This window comes from Duganella sacchari (assembly GCF_900143065.1).
GTDB classification, from domain to species: Bacteria; Pseudomonadota; Gammaproteobacteria; order Burkholderiales; family Burkholderiaceae_D; genus Rugamonas; species Rugamonas sacchari.
This window is the reverse complement of the sequence record NZ_FRCX01000008.1, coordinates 122,925-143,183: the sequence shown is the minus strand read 5'-3', so window position 1 is coordinate 143,183 and position 20,259 is coordinate 122,925. Positions and strand designations below refer to the sequence as shown.

Below are 20,259 nucleotides of genomic sequence, written 5' to 3'. Positions count from 1 at the left end.
TTATGACAACGAATTTTGTAACTCTGCGATATTGATCGGCTTGACCAGATGCGCGGCAAAGCCCGCTTCGCGGCTGCGTGTCTTGTCATTTTCCTGGCCATAGCCGGACAGCGCCAGCAGCTTCAGGTCAGCGCCGAGCGGCAACTGGCGCAGGTGGCCGGCCAGCTCAAAGCCATCCATGCCGGGCAGGCCGATGTCGAGGATGGCCACGTCCGGCATCGCGGCCGACGCCAGCGCGATCGCATGCGCCGGATCGTAGGCCACTGACGGCCGGTAGCCCAGCGCACTCAGCAGTTCGCCCAGCGAATCGGCCGCATCCTGGTTGTCGTCCACCACCAGCACGCGCAAGCCGGCGCCCTGCTCCAGCGCCGGCGCGGCGTTGCTGTTCACCACCGGCAGCTCCTCTTCCAGCATCACCGAATCGGGCAAGGTGATGGTAAAGGTGCTGCCGCGTCCTTCGCCGGCGCTGTAGGCGCTGGCGTCGCCGCCATGCATCTGCACCAGGTTGCGCACCAGCGCCAGGCCAATACCGAGCCCGCCCTTGGCGCGGTCGAGCTGGCGGTTGCCTTGCACGAACAGGTCAAAAATGTGCGGCAACAGCGTCGAGGCAATGCCGTTGCCGTCATCGGTCACCTGGATCTGCACGGTCTTGCCCTTGATGCGCGTGGCCAGCGTGATGTGGCCGCCCGCGGGCGTGTAGCGCGCCGCGTTGCTCAGCAGGTTGGACACCACTTGCGCCAGCCGCGCGGGATCGCCATGCCAGCGCACGGTCGGCACATCCACCAGCAGACGGTGCTGCTTCTGCTCCAGCAGCGGACTGGCCATCTCGATGGCCTTGTTCAGCACGTCCGCCAGCGGCACCGTCTCCTTGCGCAGTTCGACCTTGCCGCTGGCGATGCGCGATACGTCCAGCAAGTCATCCACCAGCCGCACCAGATGGTCGACCTGGCGCTGGATCACCGCCTGCTCATGCACGGTGTCGGTATCGCGCAGCTTCATGAGCTTGAGCGCCGTCACGATGGGCGCCAGCGGATTGCGCAGCTCATGGCCCAGCATCGCCAGGAATTCGTCCTTGATGCGGGAGGACTCGGCCAGCGCGCGGTCGCTCTGCAAGCGGGTCAGCGTGGCGCACACGGCGGCCGTGAACTGTTCGAGGAACTGGCGGTAAGCGCCATCCAGCGGCAGGCGCGTGGACAGCTTGAAGGCCAGCGCCAGTTCGGCGCACAGTTGCAGCTCGGCGCCACGGATGACCAGCACATCCGCGCCCGGACAATCCATCGCTTCAGCGCCGTTCAGCAAGGTGGCATCCAGCAGGTCGCCCGGATTGTCGATGGTGGACTGGGTGATTGCGGCGCGCACGTCGGCCTCGTTGCGGCAGCCCTGCAGGCGGCGGTTTAGCAGATCCAGCGTGTGCTGGCGGCGTTCGGCCAGCACCTTGGCGGTGGTCTCGCTGCACACCACCAGCACCCCGCCCACTTCATCCAGCTCGTTGAACACCGGCGTGTAGGTATAGCTCCAGTACACATCCTCGATCCGGCCGTTGCGCCAGATCGGCACCAGGTTGTCTGCATACCAGCGCGCCTCGCGGCCGTTACGCACCTCATCGATCTGCGGGCCGATGATGGACCAGATCTCCGGCCAGCATTCGCGCCCGCCCTGCCCCAGCGCCAGCGGATGTTTGCCGACGCCGAAGCACGGCACATAGGCATCGTTATAAATCTGCGTGAGCTCCTCGCCCCACCACAGGAACATCGGGTGCACCGACCGCAGCACGATGCTGACCGCCGTGCGCAGCGAGCCGGGCCAGCCGGCCACCGGTCCCAGCGGGGTATCCTGCCAGCGGTAGCTCTGCACCAGGTCACGCATGGGCGTGCCCGTGCCAATAAAGCGCGGCACGTGCTGCTGCGGATCGGGAATAGACGACAGGGAGGAAGCCAGCATAATAGTTTCGAGCCAAGAAAGCGAAATAGTATCAACTGTAGCGTACGGCGGCGCACAATAGGGGGTGCTGAATGCGAAAAGTACATCCGCTTGACATTCACGTCATATCTGGCAAATTGTAGCCATAGATCAAAAAAGGGTTGCGGCATGCAAGGGCGTCATCTGTTATCCGCCATCGCCCTGCTGGGCATGGCCGCGCAGCCACAAGCGTGCGAACTCAGCATGGCGCTGGAACAATGGCCTCCCTATCTCTACACGCAGCCAGACGCCACGCCTGGCGGGCTGGACTGGGAACTGGCGCAAGCGATACTCAAGGAGGCCGGCTGCAAGCTTCAGGTGCAGGCCGAACTGCCGACCGCACGCCGCCAGCGCCTGTTTGAACAAGGCCAGCTTAACCTGATGTTGTCCGCCTCCAACACGCCGGAGCGCCGCCGCTATGCGCGCTTCAGCGTGGCATACCGCCACGAATCGGTGGGCGTCTTCTCGCGCACCGCCACGCGTGGCCAGTTCCAGAACATCAGCAGCGTCGAGGCGGTGCTGGACCACAAGCTGTCGCTGCTGGCGCCCAAGGTGGGCTGGTACGGCGCCGACTACGCCAGGCTGCAGCCGACCCTGGCCGCCACCGGCAAGCTCAGCACCTTCCTCACTTTCCAGCAGGGACTGCGCATGCTGGAAGCGGGCCGGGCCGATCTGATCCTGGGCGACAGCGGCGCGCTGCGCCATGAGGCCAAGACGCAAGGCATCGCCATCAGCCCGTTACCGCTGGTGGTCTTGCGCGCGCCCGTCCACCTGATGCTCAACAAGGCCAGCACCACGCCGGCGGACCTGGAGCGCATCAACAGCGCCATCACACGGCTCGAGCATCAGGGTGTGCTGGGCGCGATCCGCACCCGCTACGGCGAGCCGTAATCCGGGTCGGCGCCTGCGGTGCAGATGGCGGCGGGCCGCCAGCAACAACGGGCCAAACGTGCTATCGTTGCCCCTTTTTGCCTCGCATTTTTGCCGCTTGACCATGCATCACGCACAGATTTCTGACACCCCCATCATTACCGCGCCGCACGGCGCCGGACTGGCCAATCTGGCCCTGGCCATCGGCGGACTGGCCATCGGCACTGGCTAATTTGCCTCCATGAGCATCCTGCCGGTGGTGGCCAACGACCTGCACACCACGCTGCCCGAGATGGGCCACATGATTAGCGCCTATGCGCTGGGCGTGGTATTTGGCGCCCCGCTCATTACCATCTTCCTCGCGCGCATGCCGCGCCGTGCCATGCTGGTGATGCTGATGGCGCTGTATGCGGCCGGCAACCTGTTCAGCGCCGCAGCGCCGGGCTATGGCACGCTGATCCTGGCCCGCTTTATTGCCGGCATTCCGCATGGCGCTTACTTTGGGGTAGCGGCGCTGGTCGCCGCCGCCATGGCGGTGCCGGAGAAACGCGCGCAGGCGGTGTCGCGCGTGCTGCTGGGGCTGACCATCGCCAACGTCTTTGGCGTGCCGCTGGCAACCTGGCTGAGCCAGGGCTTTGGCTGGCGTTCGACCTTCCTCGTGGTGGGCCTGCTGGGCGTGACTACGGCCCTCATGGTGCGCCGCTACGTGCCGTGGATTGCCACGGGCAACGCCAGCCCGCGCCGTGAGCTGGGCGTGTTCCGGCGCTTGCAGGTGTGGCTGACGTTGCTGATGGTATCGGTCGGCTTCGGCGGCCTGTTTGCGGTCTACACCTACTTCACGCCCACCTTGCTGGAAGTGACCAAGGTAGCGCCGGCCGCGCTGCCGGTGCTGCTGGCCATGATGGGGGTCGGCATGACCATCGGCAACCTGGTGGGCGGCTGGTTTGCCGACCGCTCGCGCCTGTGGACCATTTTTGGCGCGCTGGTGTGGAATGCAGCGGCACTGTCGGCGTTTTACTACTCGAGCGCCAACGTCTGGGCCGTGGCCCTCAACCTGTTTGCCATCGGCTGCGGCATTGCGGTCTGCCCGGCAGTGCAAACACGATTGATGGATGTGGCCGGCGATGCCCAGACTGTGGCCGCCGCACTGAACCACTCCGCCTTCAACTGTGCCAACGCCGCAGGCGCCTGGTGCGGCGGGCTGGCGATTGCCCACGGCATGAGCCTGCAATCGACCGGCCCCGTGGGCGCGCTGCTGGCGGTGGGCGGCATCGTCGTGCTCGGCGTCTCGGTGCTGCTGGAACAGCGCCAGCCTGCACCAGTCGGCGCAACGGTTTGAATTCTTGTACTCACGTCAGGCTGCTGCAGAATGCGGCGGTGGTGTCATCCGTGGGGAAACAGGATTCGACATGCAATTCATCCAGCGTCACGTCCCGCGGTGTGCCAAAGGTGGTGATGGTGGAGAAGAAGCTGATACGCACCTCGCCCTTGCGGAACGCCGTGGTCAGGATCGGCGCTGGTGCAGCGCCGAGGTCGCGCTGGCGCCAGTGCCGGGGCACGCCGGGATACGCCAGCACCGCGTCCAGCAGCTGGCGCGCCTTCAAGTCCGATGGCACGGCCGCCACTTCGTTATGCAGATGCCGCAGCAGGTTGCCGGCCACATCTTCCCAGTTGTCGATGGCCGGGCGTAAATCGTCCGGATCGAAAATCAGATGCAGCATATTGCGATGCTTGCTGTCCCGGCCATCCATCATGTAGCGGTTGAGCTTGAGCGCGGCCTGGTTGGCCATCAGGATATCCCAGTGCCGATTCAGCAGGAAGGCCGGATACGGTTCCTGCTGTGCCAGCATGGCTTCAATGGCAAAGCGCATCTGCGCCAGTTTGGGCGTATCGATCGGCGTCTCCGGATACACGGGCGCATAGCCACCGGCAATGAACAGCTTGTTGCGCTCGCGTAGCGGCACCGCCAGCGTTTCCGTCAGGCGCACGATCATCTCGCGACTGGGCCTGGATTTGCCGTTTTCCAGATAGCTCAGGTGCCGCGACGAGATGTCCGTCTGCAGCGCCAGATCCAGTTGGCTCAGACGACGGCTCAGTCGCCACTCGCGCAACAGCCCGCCGATGTTTGCTGGGGTCATAGTGTCCATGAAAGCAATTGTAATGCGGTTACCAACACGCAACCATAACCTCCGAGGTTATGGTTTCCGGAAAGCGCGCGTCATTGATGTCTGACGGCTGCGGTGCAATCGTGTGGCTTTCCACTTCACACGGGATTTCACCATGCATCGCAGAGATTTTATGGCACTTCCGCTGGCCGCCCTGACCACCCACGTACTGGCCAGCACGGTTGGCACGGCCGACACCATCGACGCCGCCCGCTTCCACGCCATGCGCCGCTTTCTCGTCACGCGCTTCGGCCGCATCGCCTATGTTGAACAAGGCAAGGGACCGGTAGCGCTATTCCTGCATGGCTTCCCGCTCAACAGCTTCCAGTGGCGTGGCGCGCTGGAAAGGCTGAGCCCATGGCGCCGTTGCATCGCCCCCGACTTCCTTGGCCTGGGCTATACCGAAGTGGCCGTCGGTGAAGACGTGAGCCCCGATGCACAGGTCGCCATGCTGATAACCTTCCTGGATATGCTGAAAATCGATCAGGTCGATCTGGTCGCCAACGACAGCGGTGGCGCCGTGGCGCAGCTATTGATCACGCGCCATCCACAGCGCGTACGCACGCTGCTGCTGACCAACTGCGATTCGGAAATCGACTGCCCGCCCGCCGCGCTCAAAACCGTGATCGACATGGCGCACGAGGGCGTATTCGCCGACCGCTGGCTGGCCGCCTGGGTTGCCGACAAAACCCTGGCCCGGTCGGCAACCGGATTGGGCGGCCAGTGCTTTGCGAATCCGAACAATCCCAACGACGAAGCCATCGACTGCTACCTGCAACCGCTGGTGGCGACGCAGCGCCGCAAGGATCTGGTCCACGCCTACGCGCTGGCACTGGAGCGCAATGTGCTGGAGGGCGTGGCCGACAAGCTGCGTGCCTCGCGCATTCCAACCCGCATCCTGTGGGGTAGCGACGACACCATCTTTGCGCCCGCCGGCGGACGCTACCTGGCGGGCCTGCTGGGCAATTCGCAAGGTTTGCAGATGGTCGCCAGCAGCAAGCTGTTTTGGCCTGAGGAACGCCCCGATCTCATCGCCAGCGAGGCGCGCAAGTTGTGGTCTACTGAAAGCCAAAGCTGAGGCTGGAGAATACCGTTTCATAGTCGGTGTCGCTGCCAGGCGGCCGGGCCTGGGTCCAGACCACGCCCAGCATCCAGCGTCCCGACTGCGGCATGGTGAAAGCGGCGCGGCCCTTGCTGTCCGTGACGCGCACTTCAAACGGCTCGGCGTCCGCGTCAAGGCTGGTCAGCTTGACGAGGGCACCGCCGAGTGGCGCGCCCGCGTATAGCACGTCCACTGGCAAGCTGAGGGCGCGGGGCGATGCGTAAGGATTCAGCGCAGGCACAATTTCCAGCGACAGCCCGAGCGGCTCGCTCACCCGACCGACCGCCTGCTGGCCCACCTGGATAATGGCTTTGGCGCAACGGCTATAGCGTTCCGATCCATCCTTGCCAGTCGTGTTGCTTTTGACGCGCGCCATCAGCGCCTGTGTCAGCCCTTCCTTACGCAGATGGGCGTTGAAACGTGCAGCAGGCAAATAGCTGTGCGCCTGGTTGTCACTCTCCAGCGCCAGCATGTAGGTGCCCGCCGCTGTGCCTTCAAGCCGCAATGATGGCCGCAGATCAGTCGCCGGACCATCAGCCGCTATCGCGACAAAGCGTGTGATGCGGCGCATGGGCATCGGCGAAAGCTGCCGTGCATCACCATGGCCGACTTGCAGCGTCAACGGCATCGGCTCGCCGGGCGCCGCGTGGAAGCTCTCCGGCTGCAGCCAGAAATCGTGCGCGTGCGTGGTCTGGCATAGCATCGCCAACGCTGCGATAAAGTAGCGCGGGCTCATTTGTATTCGCCGTCCGGTGCTGCCAGGAAGGGGAAGATATCGGCCGAATGCGTCAGTTCATCGCGCGTCACACCATCGTCGACGCCTTGCGTTGTGCCGTTCGCCAGCAGAGAGCGATAGATGTTGACCGCGTTATAGTTGGGCGTGCGTCCACCGCAATCGTTGCGCCAGCGTTGCTCGCGGCTCAGCGCAAGCAGTTCCACGGCGAACAGTTGCGTGCATCGCGTGGCGGCGGTATTGACCCACAAACGATCATCAGCGAGCAGCGCTGCCAGCGCATGATAGCGGGAGGTTGACGACGCGTGCTTGTGTATCAGCCACTGATTGCCACACGTGCCATCGAAGCTGTCATACAGCGCCAGTCCTTTGCTGATTTCCTCGACAAATTGCGATCCAGTCGCAGGCGTCGCCGCGTTGTACTGCTCCTTCAGTGCATCGCTTTCCTCGTCCGAGGCGATCGTGCCCAGCAAGGCGTTACCGGTCAGTGGCCTGCCGGCACGGTCAATCTGGCGGCCGCCCTGGTGCGTGCTTGCCCATACGGCGACCAGCTTGCCGCCCTGCGTCACGAGCGGCAAGTCAATCGACACCACAATGGACGCGGGCGTCCAGCCCTTGAGGAAATTGGTGGGCGGGCCGCCAGCGGTATGCTTCCATTCCTCTAGCAGAATCTCCGACTGCTCACGGCTCAGCAACGGACAGCCGGCGGCATCGCGTTGGGTGCCGCGGTTAAGCGCATCCATCACTACCGAATACGCTGCGCGGGTTCCTTTGACGTTGTTGAAAAACGGATCATCACGCATGCTGGCAAACACGCGCAAACGGCGCTTGCTGCTCTCAAGGCCCTGCGGCTGGCTGGCATCGCCGTCAACGCTATCGCCGCCGGCCTCGCAATGCGTCTGGCCCGCTGATGGGAACTGGCAGCGTATCGTCGCAGTGCGGATAGTCTTGCCGAATGCCTTGCCGCTATCGACATGGAACACATACTCGGCCTTATCGGAAAAGCTGTGGCCAACTATCGTCATCACCAGATTGAGGCGATGGCCGTCGATTGAGGTCCATGCATACAGATCGCCGATATCCAGACGCGGGTCGGCAATCACGGTTGGTGTATCGAGATGGTCGGAGGCCGCGCAGGCCAGCGGTACGAGCAAGGCCAGCGCAGCGCTGGCAGCTTTTAGGAGACGGGACATCGGGATTCTCCGGCAAGTGAACAGAAGGTTCACTATCGCGGATGGCGCGCGCCGCCGCTGTCGAAATCTTTAGTGATTTGCCAGCTTGCGGAAAGCCGATGGCGAGCAGCCGTACGTCTGGCGGAAGCTTGCGCTGAAATGACTGTGGCTGGAAAAGCCCAGATCAAAACTCACCGCCGACAAATCACCGCACTGCGCCATGACGGCCAGCGCCCGCTGCAAGCGCAGCTGCAATTGATAGCGATAGAGCGGAATGCCCTCAACCTGCTGGAACACCTGCGTCAGATAGACTGGCGAGCCGCCCGTCTCCGCAGCGATGTCATCGAGCGTCCAGCGGCGTGCCGTGTCGCTGGCCAATGTCAGCTTGATGCGGTCCACAAGCCGGCGTTGTCCGTGCCTGGCCTGACTGGATGGCTTGCTTCTTCCACCTAACGAGTGCTGCAAAAGCGACAGCATCAAAGTCTCAGCCTTCAACGGCTCCGTCGCATCATCATGCATCGCCAGCCGCAACTGCGCCACCAGCATCTGCGACTGCGCATCGATGCGCTGATGCTGCGCGAGGAATACGCCAGCCTGCAGCGTCCCTGCGGGCGCCAGCTCCTCCAGCACAGCGGGGGCGACCGCAAGTGACACACACGCATCACCACCCTTGACAGGATGGCTGATCCGATACTCCTGCTGCGCATTAAAGAACAGCACCTGGTTGCCATCGGCCACCGCAACATCCTGCCCCACCCGCCGCACATACACACCGCGATAGGGAAACACGATATGCGTCGCCTGCGCGCACTCCACATCACTGTCATGCCTGCAACCGCCCGCGCAGTGGACATCGCTGACCGCGACAGACGCCGTCCTCAACGAACGCGCAACATGGATAGACGACATGGGAATCCCCGCATAGAAAGATGTCCCATTCTATGGCGGTGGCGTTACGCGATCCATTACCTCAGAGGTTATGCTGACGTAGCTAGCGCCCAAACTGAAATCAGACCGATTCGTTATAATATTTCCAAAAGGAAATTTTACACAAAGCCCATGCCGTTTAGGCGTGACTTCAAACAGCCTTTTTAAGGAACTGGTATGTACATAATGAAGGAAGGTCGTGCAGCTTATTTGGAGTTTTTGCGTAATCTCACGCCGCAAATTTTAATGCTCTCCCTTGCGTTTTTCTTAGGGCGCAAAATTGACTTTACGAAATTCGACTGGTCTTACGCGACGCCCACTTTTATATTTTATGCTTTCATGATAATTGCCGTTTTTGCCGCTTACGCAAACGCCACTCTATTCATGGAAAAATTCTCACCGATAACCGATATGCGCAAAGTAGTCAGTCGAATCGTCAAGACGCGCAAAGGCCACTTACGGTGGAAGATGCAACTGGTTTATTTCAAGCGCCGATGGCTGGTGTTATTCGAAGCACTCCTGATGGTGTTTGCCATCGAGTTTGGACTGGCCGGAGCTTTTGTCACAGCGGTTACTTCGGCCAGTAAAATGACACTCTAAGAATGCGTATCAGACGAACTGCGTGAAGTCCGGCTTACGCTTCTGGAAGAAGGCCATGAAGGCTTCCTTGGCTTCCGGTGCGGACAGCATTTTGCCGAAGTGGACGTTTTCGGCGGCGATCGCTTCGGCCGTCGGGGCTTTGCGGGCGGCTTTCATGAGTTCTTTGGTGACGCGGATCGAGCTGGCTGGCAGTGCTACCAGCTTGGCGGCCTGGCCTTCGGCAAACGCGCGCAGTTCATCGACCGGCAGCACTTTCGATACCAGGCCCATCTCCAGCGCTTCCTGCGCCAGGAAGGCTTCGCCCAGCATGAGTTTTTCAGCAGCGCGCGGGTAGCCGGCGATTTGCGTCAGCAGCAGGCTGGAGCCGAATTCCGGGCACAGGCCCAGCTGCACGAACGGCATCGAGAACTTGGCGTTGTCGGCAGCGTACACCAGGTCGCAGTGCATCAGCAGCGTGGTGCCGATGCCGACCGCGTTGCCGGCGACAGCGGCGACGATCGGCTTGGTGCTGCCGCTCAGTGCCATCATGAATTTGTACACCGAACGGTCTTCAATCGCGCCGCTGGTCGGAGCGTTTTTCATGAAGTCTTCCAGGTCGTTACCGGCGGTGAAGATGTCGGCCTTACCGGCGATCAGAATGGCGCGCACCTCGGTGTCGCCTTCGGCTTCGGTCAGGGCCACGGCCATGCTCTGGTACATGGCGGCGGTGATAGCGTTCTTGCGTTCCGGACGGTTGAATTCCAGCGTCAGGATGCCGTTGTTCTTGCTGCTCAAAATTTCCATATCTGTCTCCAAATGAAAAAGGCGCCGGGATCAACCCCAGCGCCCTTTTTACCCCCAAGGCCGAAGGGGTCTGACCCCGTACGGGGTCAGACCCCGGCTGCGCGGGGTGCGGGGTGTTGTTATACGCGTTCGATGATACCAGCAGCGCCCATACCTGCGCCGACGCACATGGTGACCATGCCGTATTTCAGGCTGTTGCGGCGCAGGGCGTGCACCACGGTCGCAGCGCGGATCGCGCCGGTTGCGCCCAGCGGGTGGCCCAGAGCAATCGCGCCGCCCATCGGGTTGACCTTCGAGGTATCCAGGCCCAGGTCGCGGATCACAGCCAGCGCCTGTGCAGCAAACGCTTCGTTCAGTTCGATCCAGTCCAGCTGGTCCTGGGTGATGCCAGCGGCCTTGCACGCTTCTGGAATCGCGAACTTGGGACCGATGCCCATGATTTCCGGTGGTACGCCTTTGACCGCGAACGACGAGAACTTGGCCAGCGGGGTCAGGTTGTGTTGTTTCAGGATCTTCTCGGAAACCACCAGCAGCGCGCCGGCGCCGTCGGACATCTGCGAGCTGTTACCGGCGGTGACCGAGCCTTTGGCCGCAAACACTGGCTTCAGCTTGCCCAGGGTTTCCAGGCTGGTTTCCGGACGCGCGCCTTCGTCGGTATCGACGGTGCGGGTTTTTACCTTGATTTCGCCGGTGGCAAGGTCTGGCGTGCGGGTGATGATTTCCACTGGCGTGGTTTCATCCTTGAAGAAGCCAGCCTGCTGTGCAGCGATGGCGCGGCGGTGCGATTCAACCGAGAACGCGTCCTGGTCTTCGCGCGACACTTTCCACTGCTCGGCCACTTTTTCAGCGGTCAGGCCCATGCCGTAAGCCATGCCGACGTTTTCGTCGGTGAACATATTCATGTTCATCGATGGGTGGTGGCCCATCATCGGCACCATCGACATCGATTCAACGCCACCCGCCAGCATCACGTCGGCTTCGCCCACGCGGATGCGGTCCGCCGCCATGGCCAGGGCGGTGATGCCCGACGCGCAGTAGCGGTTGATGGTCACGCCGCCGACGGTGCGTGGCAGGCCTGCCAGCAGCACCGATTGACGGGCGATATTGAAGCCCTGTTCCGCTTCAGGGAACGAGCAGCCGATGATGGCGTCGGTGATCAGCGCCGGGTCCAGGCCTGGCGCCTGGGCCAGTGCCGACTGGATTACCTTGACCAGCAGGTCGTCCGGACGGGTTTTGTTGAACATGCCGCGCGGCGCTTTGCCGATTGGGGTACGGGTCGCGGCGACGATGTACGCTTCTTGAATTTGTTTGCTCATTTTGTTCTTCCAAAAATTTTTGATCGAAGACTAGCTACGCTTCTCAGATAAATACCAATCCACTTGAACCTGTGCGGCCAGCGTGCCGGCGGCGTCGAAAATGTCGACTTCCACCGGGAACGCGACCTTGCCTTGCTGTTTCAGCTCTGCCTTCAACGCATCCAGATCGCCAGGGACGCGGCCTTCGGCGCGCGTCGCACCCTTGGCTACTTTCTGGTACTGGATGCGCGATTCCTTGGCGACCGGGCGCAGGCCCAGGATCAATTCCGCGAAACCGCCTGCCATGGCCGCGCCGGAGGCCGTTTCGGCCAGCGTGAACAAGGCGCCGGCGTGCGGCGTGCCCAGGTGATTGTGCAGCTTGGGGTCATCCGGCATCGACACCTTGGCGGTGCCGCTGCCGATCTCGTCGATCCTGATGCCGAGCGTACGCACCAGCGGCAGGGTGTCCATCATTTGCTGCTTGATACGTTCGTACACGATGCTCGGCCTCACAAAAAGTAAAACTTTAAACGCTAGTGATGCGGCACACCGATTCAGGATCGACATGACCGGGATTAGTTACGCACTGGCTTGCCGGTTTGCAGCATGCCCATGATGCGTTCCTGAGTCTTCGGATGGTTCAGCAGTTCCAGGAAGGCGCGGCGTTCCGCGTCCAGGATCCACTGTTCGCTCACGAAGGAGCCCTGATCGATGTCACCACCGCTCACGATCTCGGCGATCATGTCGCCCAGCTTGAAGTCGTGTGCCGAGATGAAGCCGCCGTCACGCATGTTGACCAGCTGCGCCTTGATGGTGGCCCAGCCGTAACGGCCGGTCACTTGCACCGGTGCTTTCAGCGGTGCGCGGTAGCCCTTGTCGAACATGGCGCGTGCTTCGGTTTTCGCCACGTGCAGCAGTTCGTACGGGTTGAACACGATCACGTCGTCTTCTTTCAGGTAGCCCATCGCTTGCGCTTCCAAAGCCGATTTCGACACGTTCGCGGTGGCCGCGTTGGTGAAGCCGGTTTTCAGGAATTGCAGGATGTCGGTGCCCTTGGCTTCCTTGTAAGCACGCACTGCCGCTTCTTTCAGGCCGCCGCCGGCTGGAATCAGGCCCACGCCCACTTCCACCAGACCGATGTAGGACTCGATCGATGCCACGCGCTTGGATGCGTGCAGTGCCATCTCGCAACCACCGCCCAGTGCCAGGCCAGCGACTGCAGCCACGACCGGCACGTTCGAATATTTCATCGCCATGAAGGTGTCTTGCAGTTCACGAATGATCGGATCAACCGCTTTGGCGCCACCGCTCATGAAGGCTGGCAGTGCCGATTGCAGGTCGGCGCCGGCCGAGAATGCGCCGCCATCGGCGGCATCCGCGCTCCAGATCACCAGGCCTTTGAAGTTCTTCTCGGCTTCAGCCAGGGCTTTCTTGAAGCCGGCGATGACGCCTGGGCTGATCACGTGCATCTTGGTTTTCAGCGAGATCACCAGCACGTCGTCGCCCGAGTGCCACAGGCGGACGTCGTCGTCTTCATGCACGGTGGTGCCGGCTTTGCGGCCATCCAGTTCGCCCGAACCCAGTACCGGGGCGCGGAATTCCTGGCGTTTGTACACGGCCAGTTCCGAACGTGGCACGAACGATTTCGAGACTGCCGACCACGAACCTTCAGGGGTGTGGACGCCGCCTTTTTCAGCGACCGGACCTTCGAACACCCAGGCTGGCAGCGGTGCGTTACACAGTGCGTGGCCAGCGTCGATGTCTTCCTTGACCCACTGGGCCACCTGGGTCCAGCCGGAAGCTTGCCAGGTTTCGAACGGACCGACGTTCCAGCCGAAGCCCCAGCGCATGGCGAAGTCGATGTCACGCGCGTTGTCAGCCACGGTGTCCAGATGCACGGCGATGTAGTGGAATGCGTCGCGGAAGATCGCCCACAGGAATTGCGCTTGCGGGTTGGTCGATTCGCGCATCGCCTTCATCTTCTTGACCGGATCCTTTTCTTTCAGGATGCGGGCCACGATGTCGGCCGCCTTGGCGCCGCCCGCTACGTATTCACCGGTAGCGAAGTCCAGGCGTTGAATTTCCTTGCCTACTTTTTTGTAGAAGCCAGCGCCGGTCTTCTGACCCAGTGCGCCTTTTTCAACCAGCTTGGCCAGCACGGCCGGGGTTTTGTAGACCGCTGCGAACGGATCGTTCGGCAGGTAGTCCTGCATGGTCTTGATCACGTGACCCATGGTGTCCAGACCGACCACGTCGGCGGTACGGAAGGTACCCGACTTGGCGCGGCCCAGCTTGGCGCCGGTCAGGTCATCGACCACGTCCACCGACAGGCCGAATTTTTCAGCTTCGTGAACGATGGCCAGGATGCCGAACACGCCAACGCGGTTGGCGATGAAGTTCGGGGTGTCCTTGGCGCGGACCACGCCCTTGCCCAGGGTCGAAGTCAGGAAGCCTTCCAGCTGGTCGCTGATTTCTGGCTTGGTGAACTCGGTCGGGATGATTTCAACCAGGTGCATATAGCGCGGTGGGTTGAAGAAGTGCACGCCGCAGTAGCGCGATTTCAGGTCCGCGTCAAAGCCTTCCGACAGCTTGGTGATCGACAGGCCCGAGGTGTTCGAGGCGAAGATCGCGTTTGGCGCAATGTGCGGTGCGACCTTTTTGTACAGGTCGTGTTTCCAGTCCATGCGCTCGGCGATGGCTTCGATGATCAGGTCGCACTCGGCCAGCTTGGCCAGGTCGTCTTCGTAGTTGGCGACTTCAATCAGCGCCGCGTGTTCCTTGTTGCCCAGCGGTGCAGGCGACAGTTTTTTCAGGCCTTCGATGGCTTTCAGTACGATGCCGTTTTTCGGCGTACCTTCCTTGCCCGGCAGGTCGAACAGCACCACAGGCACTTTGGCGTTGATGCAATGGGCGGCAATCTGCGCGCCCATCACGCCGGCGCCCAGCACGGCGACTTTTTTTACGATGAAGTTGGTCATGGGTTTCCTCTATATCCTAATAAAAAGCGCTTAGAACAGGTCAGCGTCGAGTGCCATCAGGTTGGCGGAGCCCGAGCGTGCCTGGCGGATCAGGGTTGCGGTTTCTGGCTGCAGGCGGGCGAAGTAGAAGCGCGCGGTTGCCAGTTTGGCTTTGTAGAAGGTGTCGCTGCTGTCTTCTTTTTCCAGTGCGATCTGTGCCATGCGGGCGAAGAAGTAGCTGTACACCAGGTGGCCCACCACGCGCAGGTAAGGCACGGCAGCGGCGCCCACTTCGTCGGCGTTCTGGAAGGCTTTCATGCCGATTTCCATGGTCAGCTTGGTGACTTTGTCGCCCAGCTCGCCCAGTGGAGTGATGAATTCGCTCATCTTCTCGTCCAGGCCGTTCTCTTCCACGTAGGACTTGATCTTCTCGCCGAATTTACGCAGCTTGGCGCCGTTGTCGCCCAGGATCTTACGGCCCAGCAGGTCCAGCGACTGCACGGTGTTGGTGCCTTCGTAGATCAGGTTGATACGCGCGTCACGCACGTACTGCTCCATGCCCCACTCCGCGATGTAGCCGTGGCCGCCGAACACTTGCATCGCTTCCGAGGTAGCGATCCAGGCGTTGTCGGTGATGAAGGCCTTGATGATCGGGGTCAGCAGTGCAACTTCGTCAGCCGCTTCTTTTCGCACCTCTTCGTCCGGGTGGTTCAGTTCGCGGTCGATCTGCAGCGCCACGTACGAGGTGAAGGCGCGTGCGCCTTCCGCGTAGGCTTTACCGGTCAGCAGCATGCGACGTACGTCCGGGTGCACGATGATCGGGTCCGCTGGCATGTCCGGATTTTTAGGGCCGGTCAGCGAACGCATCTGGATGCGGTCTTTGGCGTAGATCAGCGCGTTCTGGTAAGCCACTTCGGTCAGGCCCAGCGACTGCATGCCCACGCCCAGACGGGCCGCGTTCATGAACACGAACATGGCTTGCAGGCCTTTGTTCGGCTGGCCGATGATCCACCCACGGGCGCCATCCAGATTCATCTGGCAGGTCGAGTTGCCGTGGATGCCCATTTTTTCTTCGATGGCGCCGCAGGTGATTGGATTGCGTTCGCCGACCGAACCGTCTTCTTTCGGCAGGTACTTCGGTACCAGGAACAGCGAAATGCCTTTCGAGCCCTCCGGTGCATCCGGCACGCGGGCCAGCACCAGGTGCAGAATGTTTTCTGCCATGTCGTGTTCGCCGGCCGAGATGAAGATCTTGTTACCGGTGATCAGCCACGAGCCGTCGTCCTGTGGCAGCGCTTTCGAGCGCAGCATGCCCAGGTCGGTACCGCAATGTGGTTCGGTCAGGCACATGGTGCCGGTCCATTCGCCCGACACCAGTTTCGGCAGGTAGACTTTTTTCTGGTGCTCGGTGCCGTGTTCTTTCAGGCACTCGTAGGCGCCGTGCGACAGGCCTGGATACATGGTCCAGGCCTGGTTGGCCGAGTTCAGCATCTCATAGAACGAGTTGTTCATCACCACCGGCAGGCCCTGGCCGCCGTATTCCGGATCGCAGGCCAGCGCTGCCCAGCCGCCATCGACGTATTGTTTGTACGCTTCCTTGAAGCCTTTAGGAGTGGTCACGGTGCTGGTCGCAGCGTCGTGTTTGCAACCTTCGCGGTCGCCCGAGTGGTTCAGCGGGAACAGTACTTCCGCGGTGAACTTGCCACCCTCTTCCAGTACCTGGTTGATGATGTCGGCATCGATTTCCGCGTGTTTCGGCAGCGCCTTCAGTTCATCTTCCACTTTCAGCAGTTCGTGCAGAACGAATTGCATATCCCGGATTGGCGCGACGTATTGACCCATGGTTTTCTCCTGATGACTACTTTAGTGTTTGAATTAATTAACTTGCGCAACCACCGCTGCCGGTGACTGCGGATTGCGATACGTTTCGACCAGGCGTTCAAAGCCCTTGCCGGCACGCTCCAGGCTGCCTGGGATGCGCAGGAAACGCGCATCGTGATGCAGCGCCAGGATCAGGCCGTACATCTCGTACACCAGCTGCTGCGGATCGGTGTCGGCTTTCAGATCGCCGCACTCGATGGACTGCTTCGCGCAGCGCAGCAGTGCGCCCTGCCACGCGCCAACCATCGCCATCAGCTCTTCGCGGATCGGACCGGGACGGTCGTCATATTCCACCGCGCCGCTGATATAGATGCAGCCCGAGGCGACCTCGACGCTGACCCGCTTGACCCAGCGCGCAAACATGGCCTTGAGGCGCTGAATGCCGCGCGGCTCTTTGACGCTAGGGAAAAACACTTCCTGCTCGAAACGGTGGTGATACAGCTTCAGCACTTCCAACTGCAAGTCTTCCCGCGAGCCGAAATGCGCGAACACGCCGGATTTGCTCATGTTCATCTTATCTGCGAGCAATCCGATGGTCAGACCTTCCAGGCCATCACGGCTGGCCAGATCGAGGGCCACATCCAGGATTGCAGCGCGGGTTAACTCGCCTTTGCGCATAAATTTAGTTGACGTATTAATAAGATTGCATCCCGAAGTAAATTTTAAAAGCATGGAGAAGAAACATTCTGCTCCACTTAAATTTACTCTGTGTGAAAAGAATTGCGAACGCTCGTACTATTATCCACTTGCAGGTGAATGTCAAACAGTTGTGTTAGAGGTGGCGTTCTATTGCTGCGACGCAGCAATGCAGGAGGGAAATTAAGTTACAGCTTGTCCAGTTCCCGGCGGTCGCGCTTGGTTGGACGGCCTTTGATGGTGGTGCCGGGTTCGCGGTACAGGCGACGGTTTTCCGCCACGGCGACGCGGCGCGCCACGCTCACATCGGTTTCTTCATAGAGGTTGCGGGCGACCGTGGCCGGGCCACGCACATCGGACAAGCCCATCACATCGATTTCCCACTGGTCGGCGCCGTTGTCGATCTCCAGCACGTCGCCAAGCTTGACGTTGCGCGCCGGCTTGGCGCGGTCGCCGTTGACGATCACCCGGCCCAGCGAGATGGCGTCGGTGGCCAGCGAACGGGTTTTAAAGAAGCGCGCTGCCCACAGCCATTTGTCCAGTCGTACACTTTCGCTCACGCGTATTTCCCCACTGCGAACACTCGCATCAATAACTTATAAAACACAAACGCAATCTCGTAGCCGATGCGGCGCACATGGCCGACGTGCTTGAAATCGTCATAGCTGATCACTTTGCCGTCGACAATCGCGTCTTCAATATGCTGGCGCAGGCTTTGCGCAAACGCCGCATCCTTGATGACGACGTTGGCTTCCTGGTTCAGGAACAGGCTCAGGCCATCGACATTGCTGGAGCCGACCGTGGCCCAGTCATCATCAATGACCGCCACCTTCGCATGCAGCTGAGTCTTGTGATACTCCACCACCTTGACGCCGGCCGCCAGCAGCTTGGGATAGAAGGAATGCGCGACTGCATCCTGCAGCCAGATCTCGCCAACGCCGATCAGCAGGGTCACGTCCACGCCACGCTGGGCGGCCGAGGCCAGCGCCTGGCGAAACTTGCGGCCCGGCGCAAAATAAGGATTGGCCAGCAGCACACTCTTGCGCGCCTTGCCCAGCGCCTGCAGATAAGCGCGCTGGATGGTGCGGCGGTTACGCCAGTTGTCGCGCACCACAAAGCCGGCCTGCACCGAGTGGGCCGCGGCAATCTTCTGCACCTTGCGCATGTCGCGGTACAGGCCGATACGCTTGATGATGCCGAGCTTGCCCAGGCGACGCCACTGCGTCACGGCTTCCGCCTGGATATCCACCACCAGCGGCCCGCGCACCTGCACCGCAAAGTCCCAGCGCGGCGCCGACAGTGCCTTGCTGTGATCGTAGTCGCAGAACATATCATCGTTGATGTTGATGCCGCCGACATAGGCCACCTCGCGGTCCACCACGCAGATCTTGCGGTGGGTGCGGGTGACGCCGCGCTTGAACCAGGGATTGAACATGCGGTGCTCGACGCCCTGGGCGACCAGGTGGTCATGCATGGAATTGACCTGGCGGCGGCCGGTGCCCCACCAGTCGGTAATCATGCGCACCTGCACGCCGCGCTGGGCGGCGTTCACCAGGGCGGCCAGCACGCGCTGGCCGGTCTCGTCACCGGCAAAGATGTAGGTCTCGAAATAGACCTCGTACTGCGCGGCGTCGATGGCGGCGACCAGCGCAGGGAAATAGTCGGTGCCGGTGTGGAGCAGTGTGACTTCGTTATCGGCGATAAAATTTACTGGGCGCATAGTTGGCGCTCAAGCCAGCGTCAGCGAGGCGACGATGGGAGCGTGGTCTGAGAGCTTGGCCCATAGACTACCATGCATCACCTCAGCCGTCTCTACCTTGAAGCCGCGCACGTAGATGCGGTCCAGGCGGAAGAATGGCAGGCCGGCCGGGAAAGTGCGCGCCGGCGTCACGCTGGCCTTGCGGCGCAGCTTGCGCAAGATGTCGTCCAGCGCCGAATTGCCGCCGATTTCATCAAACGCCTCGCGCACGCCCAGCGCGTTGCGCAGCTCGGCGCTGAGGGTATTGCGCCAGTCATTGAAGTCGCCCGCAATCACCACCGGTTCGCCATTGGGCGCAGTTTCCTGCACCGCCGAAATCAGCGCCTGCGTCTGGCGCCGGCGGCCGCTTTCAAACAGGCCCAGATGCACCACATAGCAATGCACCGGCCCATGCGGCGTATGCAATACGCAATGCAGGATGCCGCGCTGCTCATAGGCGTGATCGGAAACGTCGCGGTTGGCCTGGCTGGCGATCGGGAAAGCGCTGAGGAGCGCGTTGCCATGGTGGCCATGATCGTAAATCGCATTCATGCCGTAGGCCGCATGCAGATGGCGCGACTCGCCGGCAAAAAATTCATGCTGCGCCGCAGCGGGCCAATGCTTGTGGCCGAGGTGCTCAGCCCCGTACTTGGCGGCTTTGAGGTCATGTTTGCCCTGCACTTCTTGCAAAAAAACGACATCGGCATCAAACATACCGATCGCCTGTTTCAGCGCCAGCACACGCGGTTCCGCACGGATGCTGGAAACGCCCTTGTGGATATTGTAGGTAGCGACACGGATCTTCATGCAGAATATTCTACTCCCGAGATCGCATCCTGCGGTGTGCGTCGGCGCACATAGCCAAAGTCCCAAACAATCCGGGGTCAGTTCTTGCAATCCAACACGGGCTCTGGCGTAGCGGCCGCTACGCCAGAGCCCGTGTTGGATTGCAAGAACTGACCCCGGATTAGGGGCTTAGAGTTGGCGCGGGAGCTGGAGGATGGCTTCGGCGTTGGAGGGCGAGAAGCAGCGGTCGGCCGCTTCGAGGTACGGCAGCCAGACGTGGTTGACATGCTCGCGTGGACTCAGTGTGATGGCGATATCGCGCGGCACTTCGACGCTGAAGACGTGCTCGGTGTTTTCAGTGACGCCCGGCGCATAGCGGTGTCGCCAGACTTCGTAAATCGTGTAGATGTTGGACAGCTGCCAGTCGCGCAGCACGATGCGCTGGCCGTCAGCGACGATGCCGGTTTCTTCGAACAGTTCGCGCCGGGCGGTTTCCAGCAAGGGCTCGTCAACCGCGTCCAGCGATCCGGTCACGGACTGCCAGAAGCCCGCCTTGTCGGCGCGTTCAATCAGCAGCACCTGCAAATCGGCCGTGTGGATCACCACCAGCACCGACTCTGGAATTTTGTAAGGCTTCATAGACGGACAAAAGAAA

19 protein-coding genes are annotated in these 20,259 nt (G+C 61.4%); 4 read left to right on the top strand and 15 right to left on the bottom strand.

Going from position 1 to position 20,259, the window contains the following annotated elements:
- Entirely contained in the window at nt 1-1,941 is a 1,941-nt protein-coding gene (locus tag BUA36_RS19190) for a hybrid sensor histidine kinase/response regulator (protein WP_072786929.1), read from the bottom strand.
- A gap of 147 nt (nt 1,942-2,088) precedes the next feature.
- Between BUA36_RS19190 and BUA36_RS19185 the strand changes: the two genes are divergently transcribed.
- Complete coding sequence (locus tag BUA36_RS19185) at nt 2,089-2,850, top strand: substrate-binding periplasmic protein (RefSeq protein WP_072786928.1); 762 nt, start codon at nt 2,089-2,091, stop codon at nt 2,848-2,850.
- A 220-nt stretch (nt 2,851-3,070) separates the two neighbouring features.
- On the top strand, nt 3,071-4,168 hold the full coding sequence (locus tag BUA36_RS19180) for an MFS transporter (RefSeq protein WP_229255754.1): 1,098 nt from the start codon (nt 3,071-3,073) through the stop codon (nt 4,166-4,168).
- A gap of 10 nt (nt 4,169-4,178) precedes the next feature.
- Here the strand turns inward: BUA36_RS19180 and BUA36_RS19175 are convergent, their stop codons facing one another.
- Nucleotides 4,179-4,967: a helix-turn-helix domain-containing protein gene (locus tag BUA36_RS19175; RefSeq protein ID WP_072786927.1), complete on the bottom strand. Its 789-nt coding sequence runs from the start codon at nt 4,965-4,967 to the stop codon at nt 4,179-4,181.
- Nucleotides 4,968-5,127: 160 nt separating this feature from the next.
- On the opposite strand from BUA36_RS19175, the gene BUA36_RS19170 reads away from it, so the two are divergent.
- Nucleotides 5,128-6,072 carry an alpha/beta fold hydrolase gene (locus tag BUA36_RS19170; protein ID WP_208861910.1) on the top strand — a complete coding sequence of 315 codons (945 nt, stop codon included), beginning with the start codon at nt 5,128-5,130 and terminating at the stop codon, nt 6,070-6,072.
- On the opposite strand, the gene BUA36_RS19165 is transcribed toward BUA36_RS19170, so the two are convergent.
- The 3 genes from BUA36_RS19165 to BUA36_RS19155 form a co-directional block, all read right to left on the bottom strand.
- The gene (locus tag BUA36_RS19165) at nt 6,053-6,832 is read right to left on the bottom strand and encodes a DUF4198 domain-containing protein (protein WP_072786925.1); all 780 of its coding nucleotides are present in this window, start codon (nt 6,830-6,832) and stop codon (nt 6,053-6,055) included. The two genes, BUA36_RS19170 and BUA36_RS19165, sit on opposite strands and share 20 nt — an antisense overlap.
- The gene (locus BUA36_RS19160) at nt 6,829-8,022 is read right to left on the bottom strand and encodes a DUF4331 family protein (protein WP_072786924.1); all 1,194 of its coding nucleotides are present in this window, start codon (nt 8,020-8,022) and stop codon (nt 6,829-6,831) included. The genes BUA36_RS19165 and BUA36_RS19160 overlap by 4 nt, the downstream gene beginning before the upstream one ends.
- Before the next feature lie 69 nt (nt 8,023-8,091).
- Complete coding sequence (locus BUA36_RS19155; protein WP_072786923.1) at nt 8,092-8,910, bottom strand: helix-turn-helix transcriptional regulator; 819 nt, start codon at nt 8,908-8,910, stop codon at nt 8,092-8,094.
- A gap of 195 nt (nt 8,911-9,105) precedes the next feature.
- Between BUA36_RS19155 and BUA36_RS19150 the strand changes: the two genes are divergently transcribed.
- Nucleotides 9,106-9,528, top strand: a complete 423-nt coding sequence (locus tag BUA36_RS19150) for a hypothetical protein (protein ID WP_072786922.1) — start codon at nt 9,106-9,108, stop codon at nt 9,526-9,528.
- Between the two features lie 9 nt (nt 9,529-9,537).
- Here BUA36_RS19150 and BUA36_RS19145 read toward each other — a convergent pair whose 3' ends face one another.
- From BUA36_RS19145 to nudB, 10 genes are all read right to left on the bottom strand, one after another.
- The gene (locus BUA36_RS19145; RefSeq protein ID WP_072786921.1) at nt 9,538-10,311 is read right to left on the bottom strand and encodes an enoyl-CoA hydratase; all 774 of its coding nucleotides are present in this window, start codon (nt 10,309-10,311) and stop codon (nt 9,538-9,540) included.
- A 119-nt stretch (nt 10,312-10,430) separates the two neighbouring features.
- Nucleotides 10,431-11,627, bottom strand: coding sequence for an acetyl-CoA C-acyltransferase (locus BUA36_RS19140; protein WP_072786920.1), 1,197 nt, complete (start codon nt 11,625-11,627; stop codon nt 10,431-10,433).
- Nucleotides 11,628-11,657: 30 nt separating this feature from the next.
- On the bottom strand, nt 11,658-12,104 hold the full coding sequence (locus BUA36_RS19135) for a PaaI family thioesterase (protein ID WP_229255753.1): 447 nt from the start codon (nt 12,102-12,104) through the stop codon (nt 11,658-11,660).
- 77 nt (nt 12,105-12,181) lie between these two features.
- Nucleotides 12,182-14,584 (bottom strand): 3-hydroxyacyl-CoA dehydrogenase/enoyl-CoA hydratase family protein, encoded by a 2,403-nt coding sequence (locus BUA36_RS19130; RefSeq protein WP_072786918.1) that lies wholly within the window; start codon nt 14,582-14,584, stop codon nt 12,182-12,184.
- Between the two features lie 30 nt (nt 14,585-14,614).
- On the bottom strand, nt 14,615-16,405 hold the full coding sequence (locus BUA36_RS19125) for an acyl-CoA dehydrogenase C-terminal domain-containing protein (protein ID WP_072786917.1): 1,791 nt from the start codon (nt 16,403-16,405) through the stop codon (nt 14,615-14,617).
- A gap of 33 nt (nt 16,406-16,438) precedes the next feature.
- A complete protein-coding gene (locus BUA36_RS19120; RefSeq protein ID WP_072786916.1) occupies nt 16,439-17,062 on the bottom strand; it encodes a TetR/AcrR family transcriptional regulator in 624 nt (207 codons plus the stop codon).
- 206 nt (nt 17,063-17,268) lie between these two features.
- Nucleotides 17,269-17,640: an RNA-binding S4 domain-containing protein gene (locus BUA36_RS19115; protein WP_072786915.1), complete on the bottom strand. Its 372-nt coding sequence runs from the start codon at nt 17,638-17,640 to the stop codon at nt 17,269-17,271.
- Nucleotides 17,637-18,800 (bottom strand): cardiolipin synthase ClsB, encoded by a 1,164-nt coding sequence (clsB, locus tag BUA36_RS19110; RefSeq protein WP_072786914.1) that lies wholly within the window; start codon nt 18,798-18,800, stop codon nt 17,637-17,639. Before clsB ends, BUA36_RS19115 begins: the two co-directional genes overlap by 4 nt.
- A gap of 9 nt (nt 18,801-18,809) precedes the next feature.
- Nucleotides 18,810-19,625 carry an endonuclease/exonuclease/phosphatase family protein gene (locus BUA36_RS19105; RefSeq protein WP_072786913.1) on the bottom strand — a complete coding sequence of 272 codons (816 nt, stop codon included), beginning with the start codon at nt 19,623-19,625 and terminating at the stop codon, nt 18,810-18,812.
- A gap of 168 nt (nt 19,626-19,793) precedes the next feature.
- Nucleotides 19,794-20,243, bottom strand: coding sequence for a dihydroneopterin triphosphate diphosphatase (gene nudB / locus BUA36_RS19100; protein ID WP_072786912.1), 450 nt, complete (start codon nt 20,241-20,243; stop codon nt 19,794-19,796).
- Nucleotides 20,244-20,259: the final 16 nt, after the last annotated feature.

Bases quoted from the DNA above. Each gene is read 5' to 3' on its own strand.
- BUA36_RS19130 (WP_072786918.1), bottom strand. From the start codon at position 14,584: ATGACCAACTTCATCGTAAAAAAAGTCGCCGTGCTGGGCGCCGGCGTG.
- BUA36_RS19175 (WP_072786927.1), bottom strand. From the start codon at position 4,967: ATGACCCCAGCAAACATCGGCGGGCTGTTGCGCGAGTGGCGACTGAGC.
- BUA36_RS19105 (WP_072786913.1), bottom strand. From the start codon at position 19,625: ATGAAGATCCGTGTCGCTACCTACAATATCCACAAGGGCGTTTCCAGC.
- BUA36_RS19120 (WP_072786916.1), bottom strand. From the start codon at position 17,062: ATGCGCAAAGGCGAGTTAACCCGCGCTGCAATCCTGGATGTGGCCCTC.
- BUA36_RS19170 (WP_208861910.1), top strand. From the start codon at position 5,128: ATGGCACTTCCGCTGGCCGCCCTGACCACCCACGTACTGGCCAGCACG.
- nudB (WP_072786912.1), bottom strand. From the start codon at position 20,243: ATGAAGCCTTACAAAATTCCAGAGTCGGTGCTGGTGGTGATCCACACG.
- BUA36_RS19190 (WP_072786929.1), bottom strand. From the start codon at position 1,941: ATGCTGGCTTCCTCCCTGTCGTCTATTCCCGATCCGCAGCAGCACGTG.
- clsB (WP_072786914.1), bottom strand. From the start codon at position 18,800: ATGCGCCCAGTAAATTTTATCGCCGATAACGAAGTCACACTGCTCCAC.
- BUA36_RS19150 (WP_072786922.1), top strand. From the start codon at position 9,106: ATGTACATAATGAAGGAAGGTCGTGCAGCTTATTTGGAGTTTTTGCGT.
- BUA36_RS19165 (WP_072786925.1), bottom strand. From the start codon at position 6,832: ATGAGCCCGCGCTACTTTATCGCAGCGTTGGCGATGCTATGCCAGACC.
- BUA36_RS19185 (WP_072786928.1), top strand. From the start codon at position 2,089: ATGCAAGGGCGTCATCTGTTATCCGCCATCGCCCTGCTGGGCATGGCC.
- BUA36_RS19125 (WP_072786917.1), bottom strand. From the start codon at position 16,405: ATGGGTCAATACGTCGCGCCAATCCGGGATATGCAATTCGTTCTGCAC.
- BUA36_RS19160 (WP_072786924.1), bottom strand. From the start codon at position 8,022: ATGTCCCGTCTCCTAAAAGCTGCCAGCGCTGCGCTGGCCTTGCTCGTA.
- BUA36_RS19155 (WP_072786923.1), bottom strand. From the start codon at position 8,910: ATGTCGTCTATCCATGTTGCGCGTTCGTTGAGGACGGCGTCTGTCGCG.
- BUA36_RS19140 (WP_072786920.1), bottom strand. From the start codon at position 11,627: ATGAGCAAACAAATTCAAGAAGCGTACATCGTCGCCGCGACCCGTACC.
- BUA36_RS19145 (WP_072786921.1), bottom strand. From the start codon at position 10,311: ATGGAAATTTTGAGCAGCAAGAACAACGGCATCCTGACGCTGGAATTC.
- BUA36_RS19180 (WP_229255754.1), top strand. From the start codon at position 3,071: ATGAGCATCCTGCCGGTGGTGGCCAACGACCTGCACACCACGCTGCCC.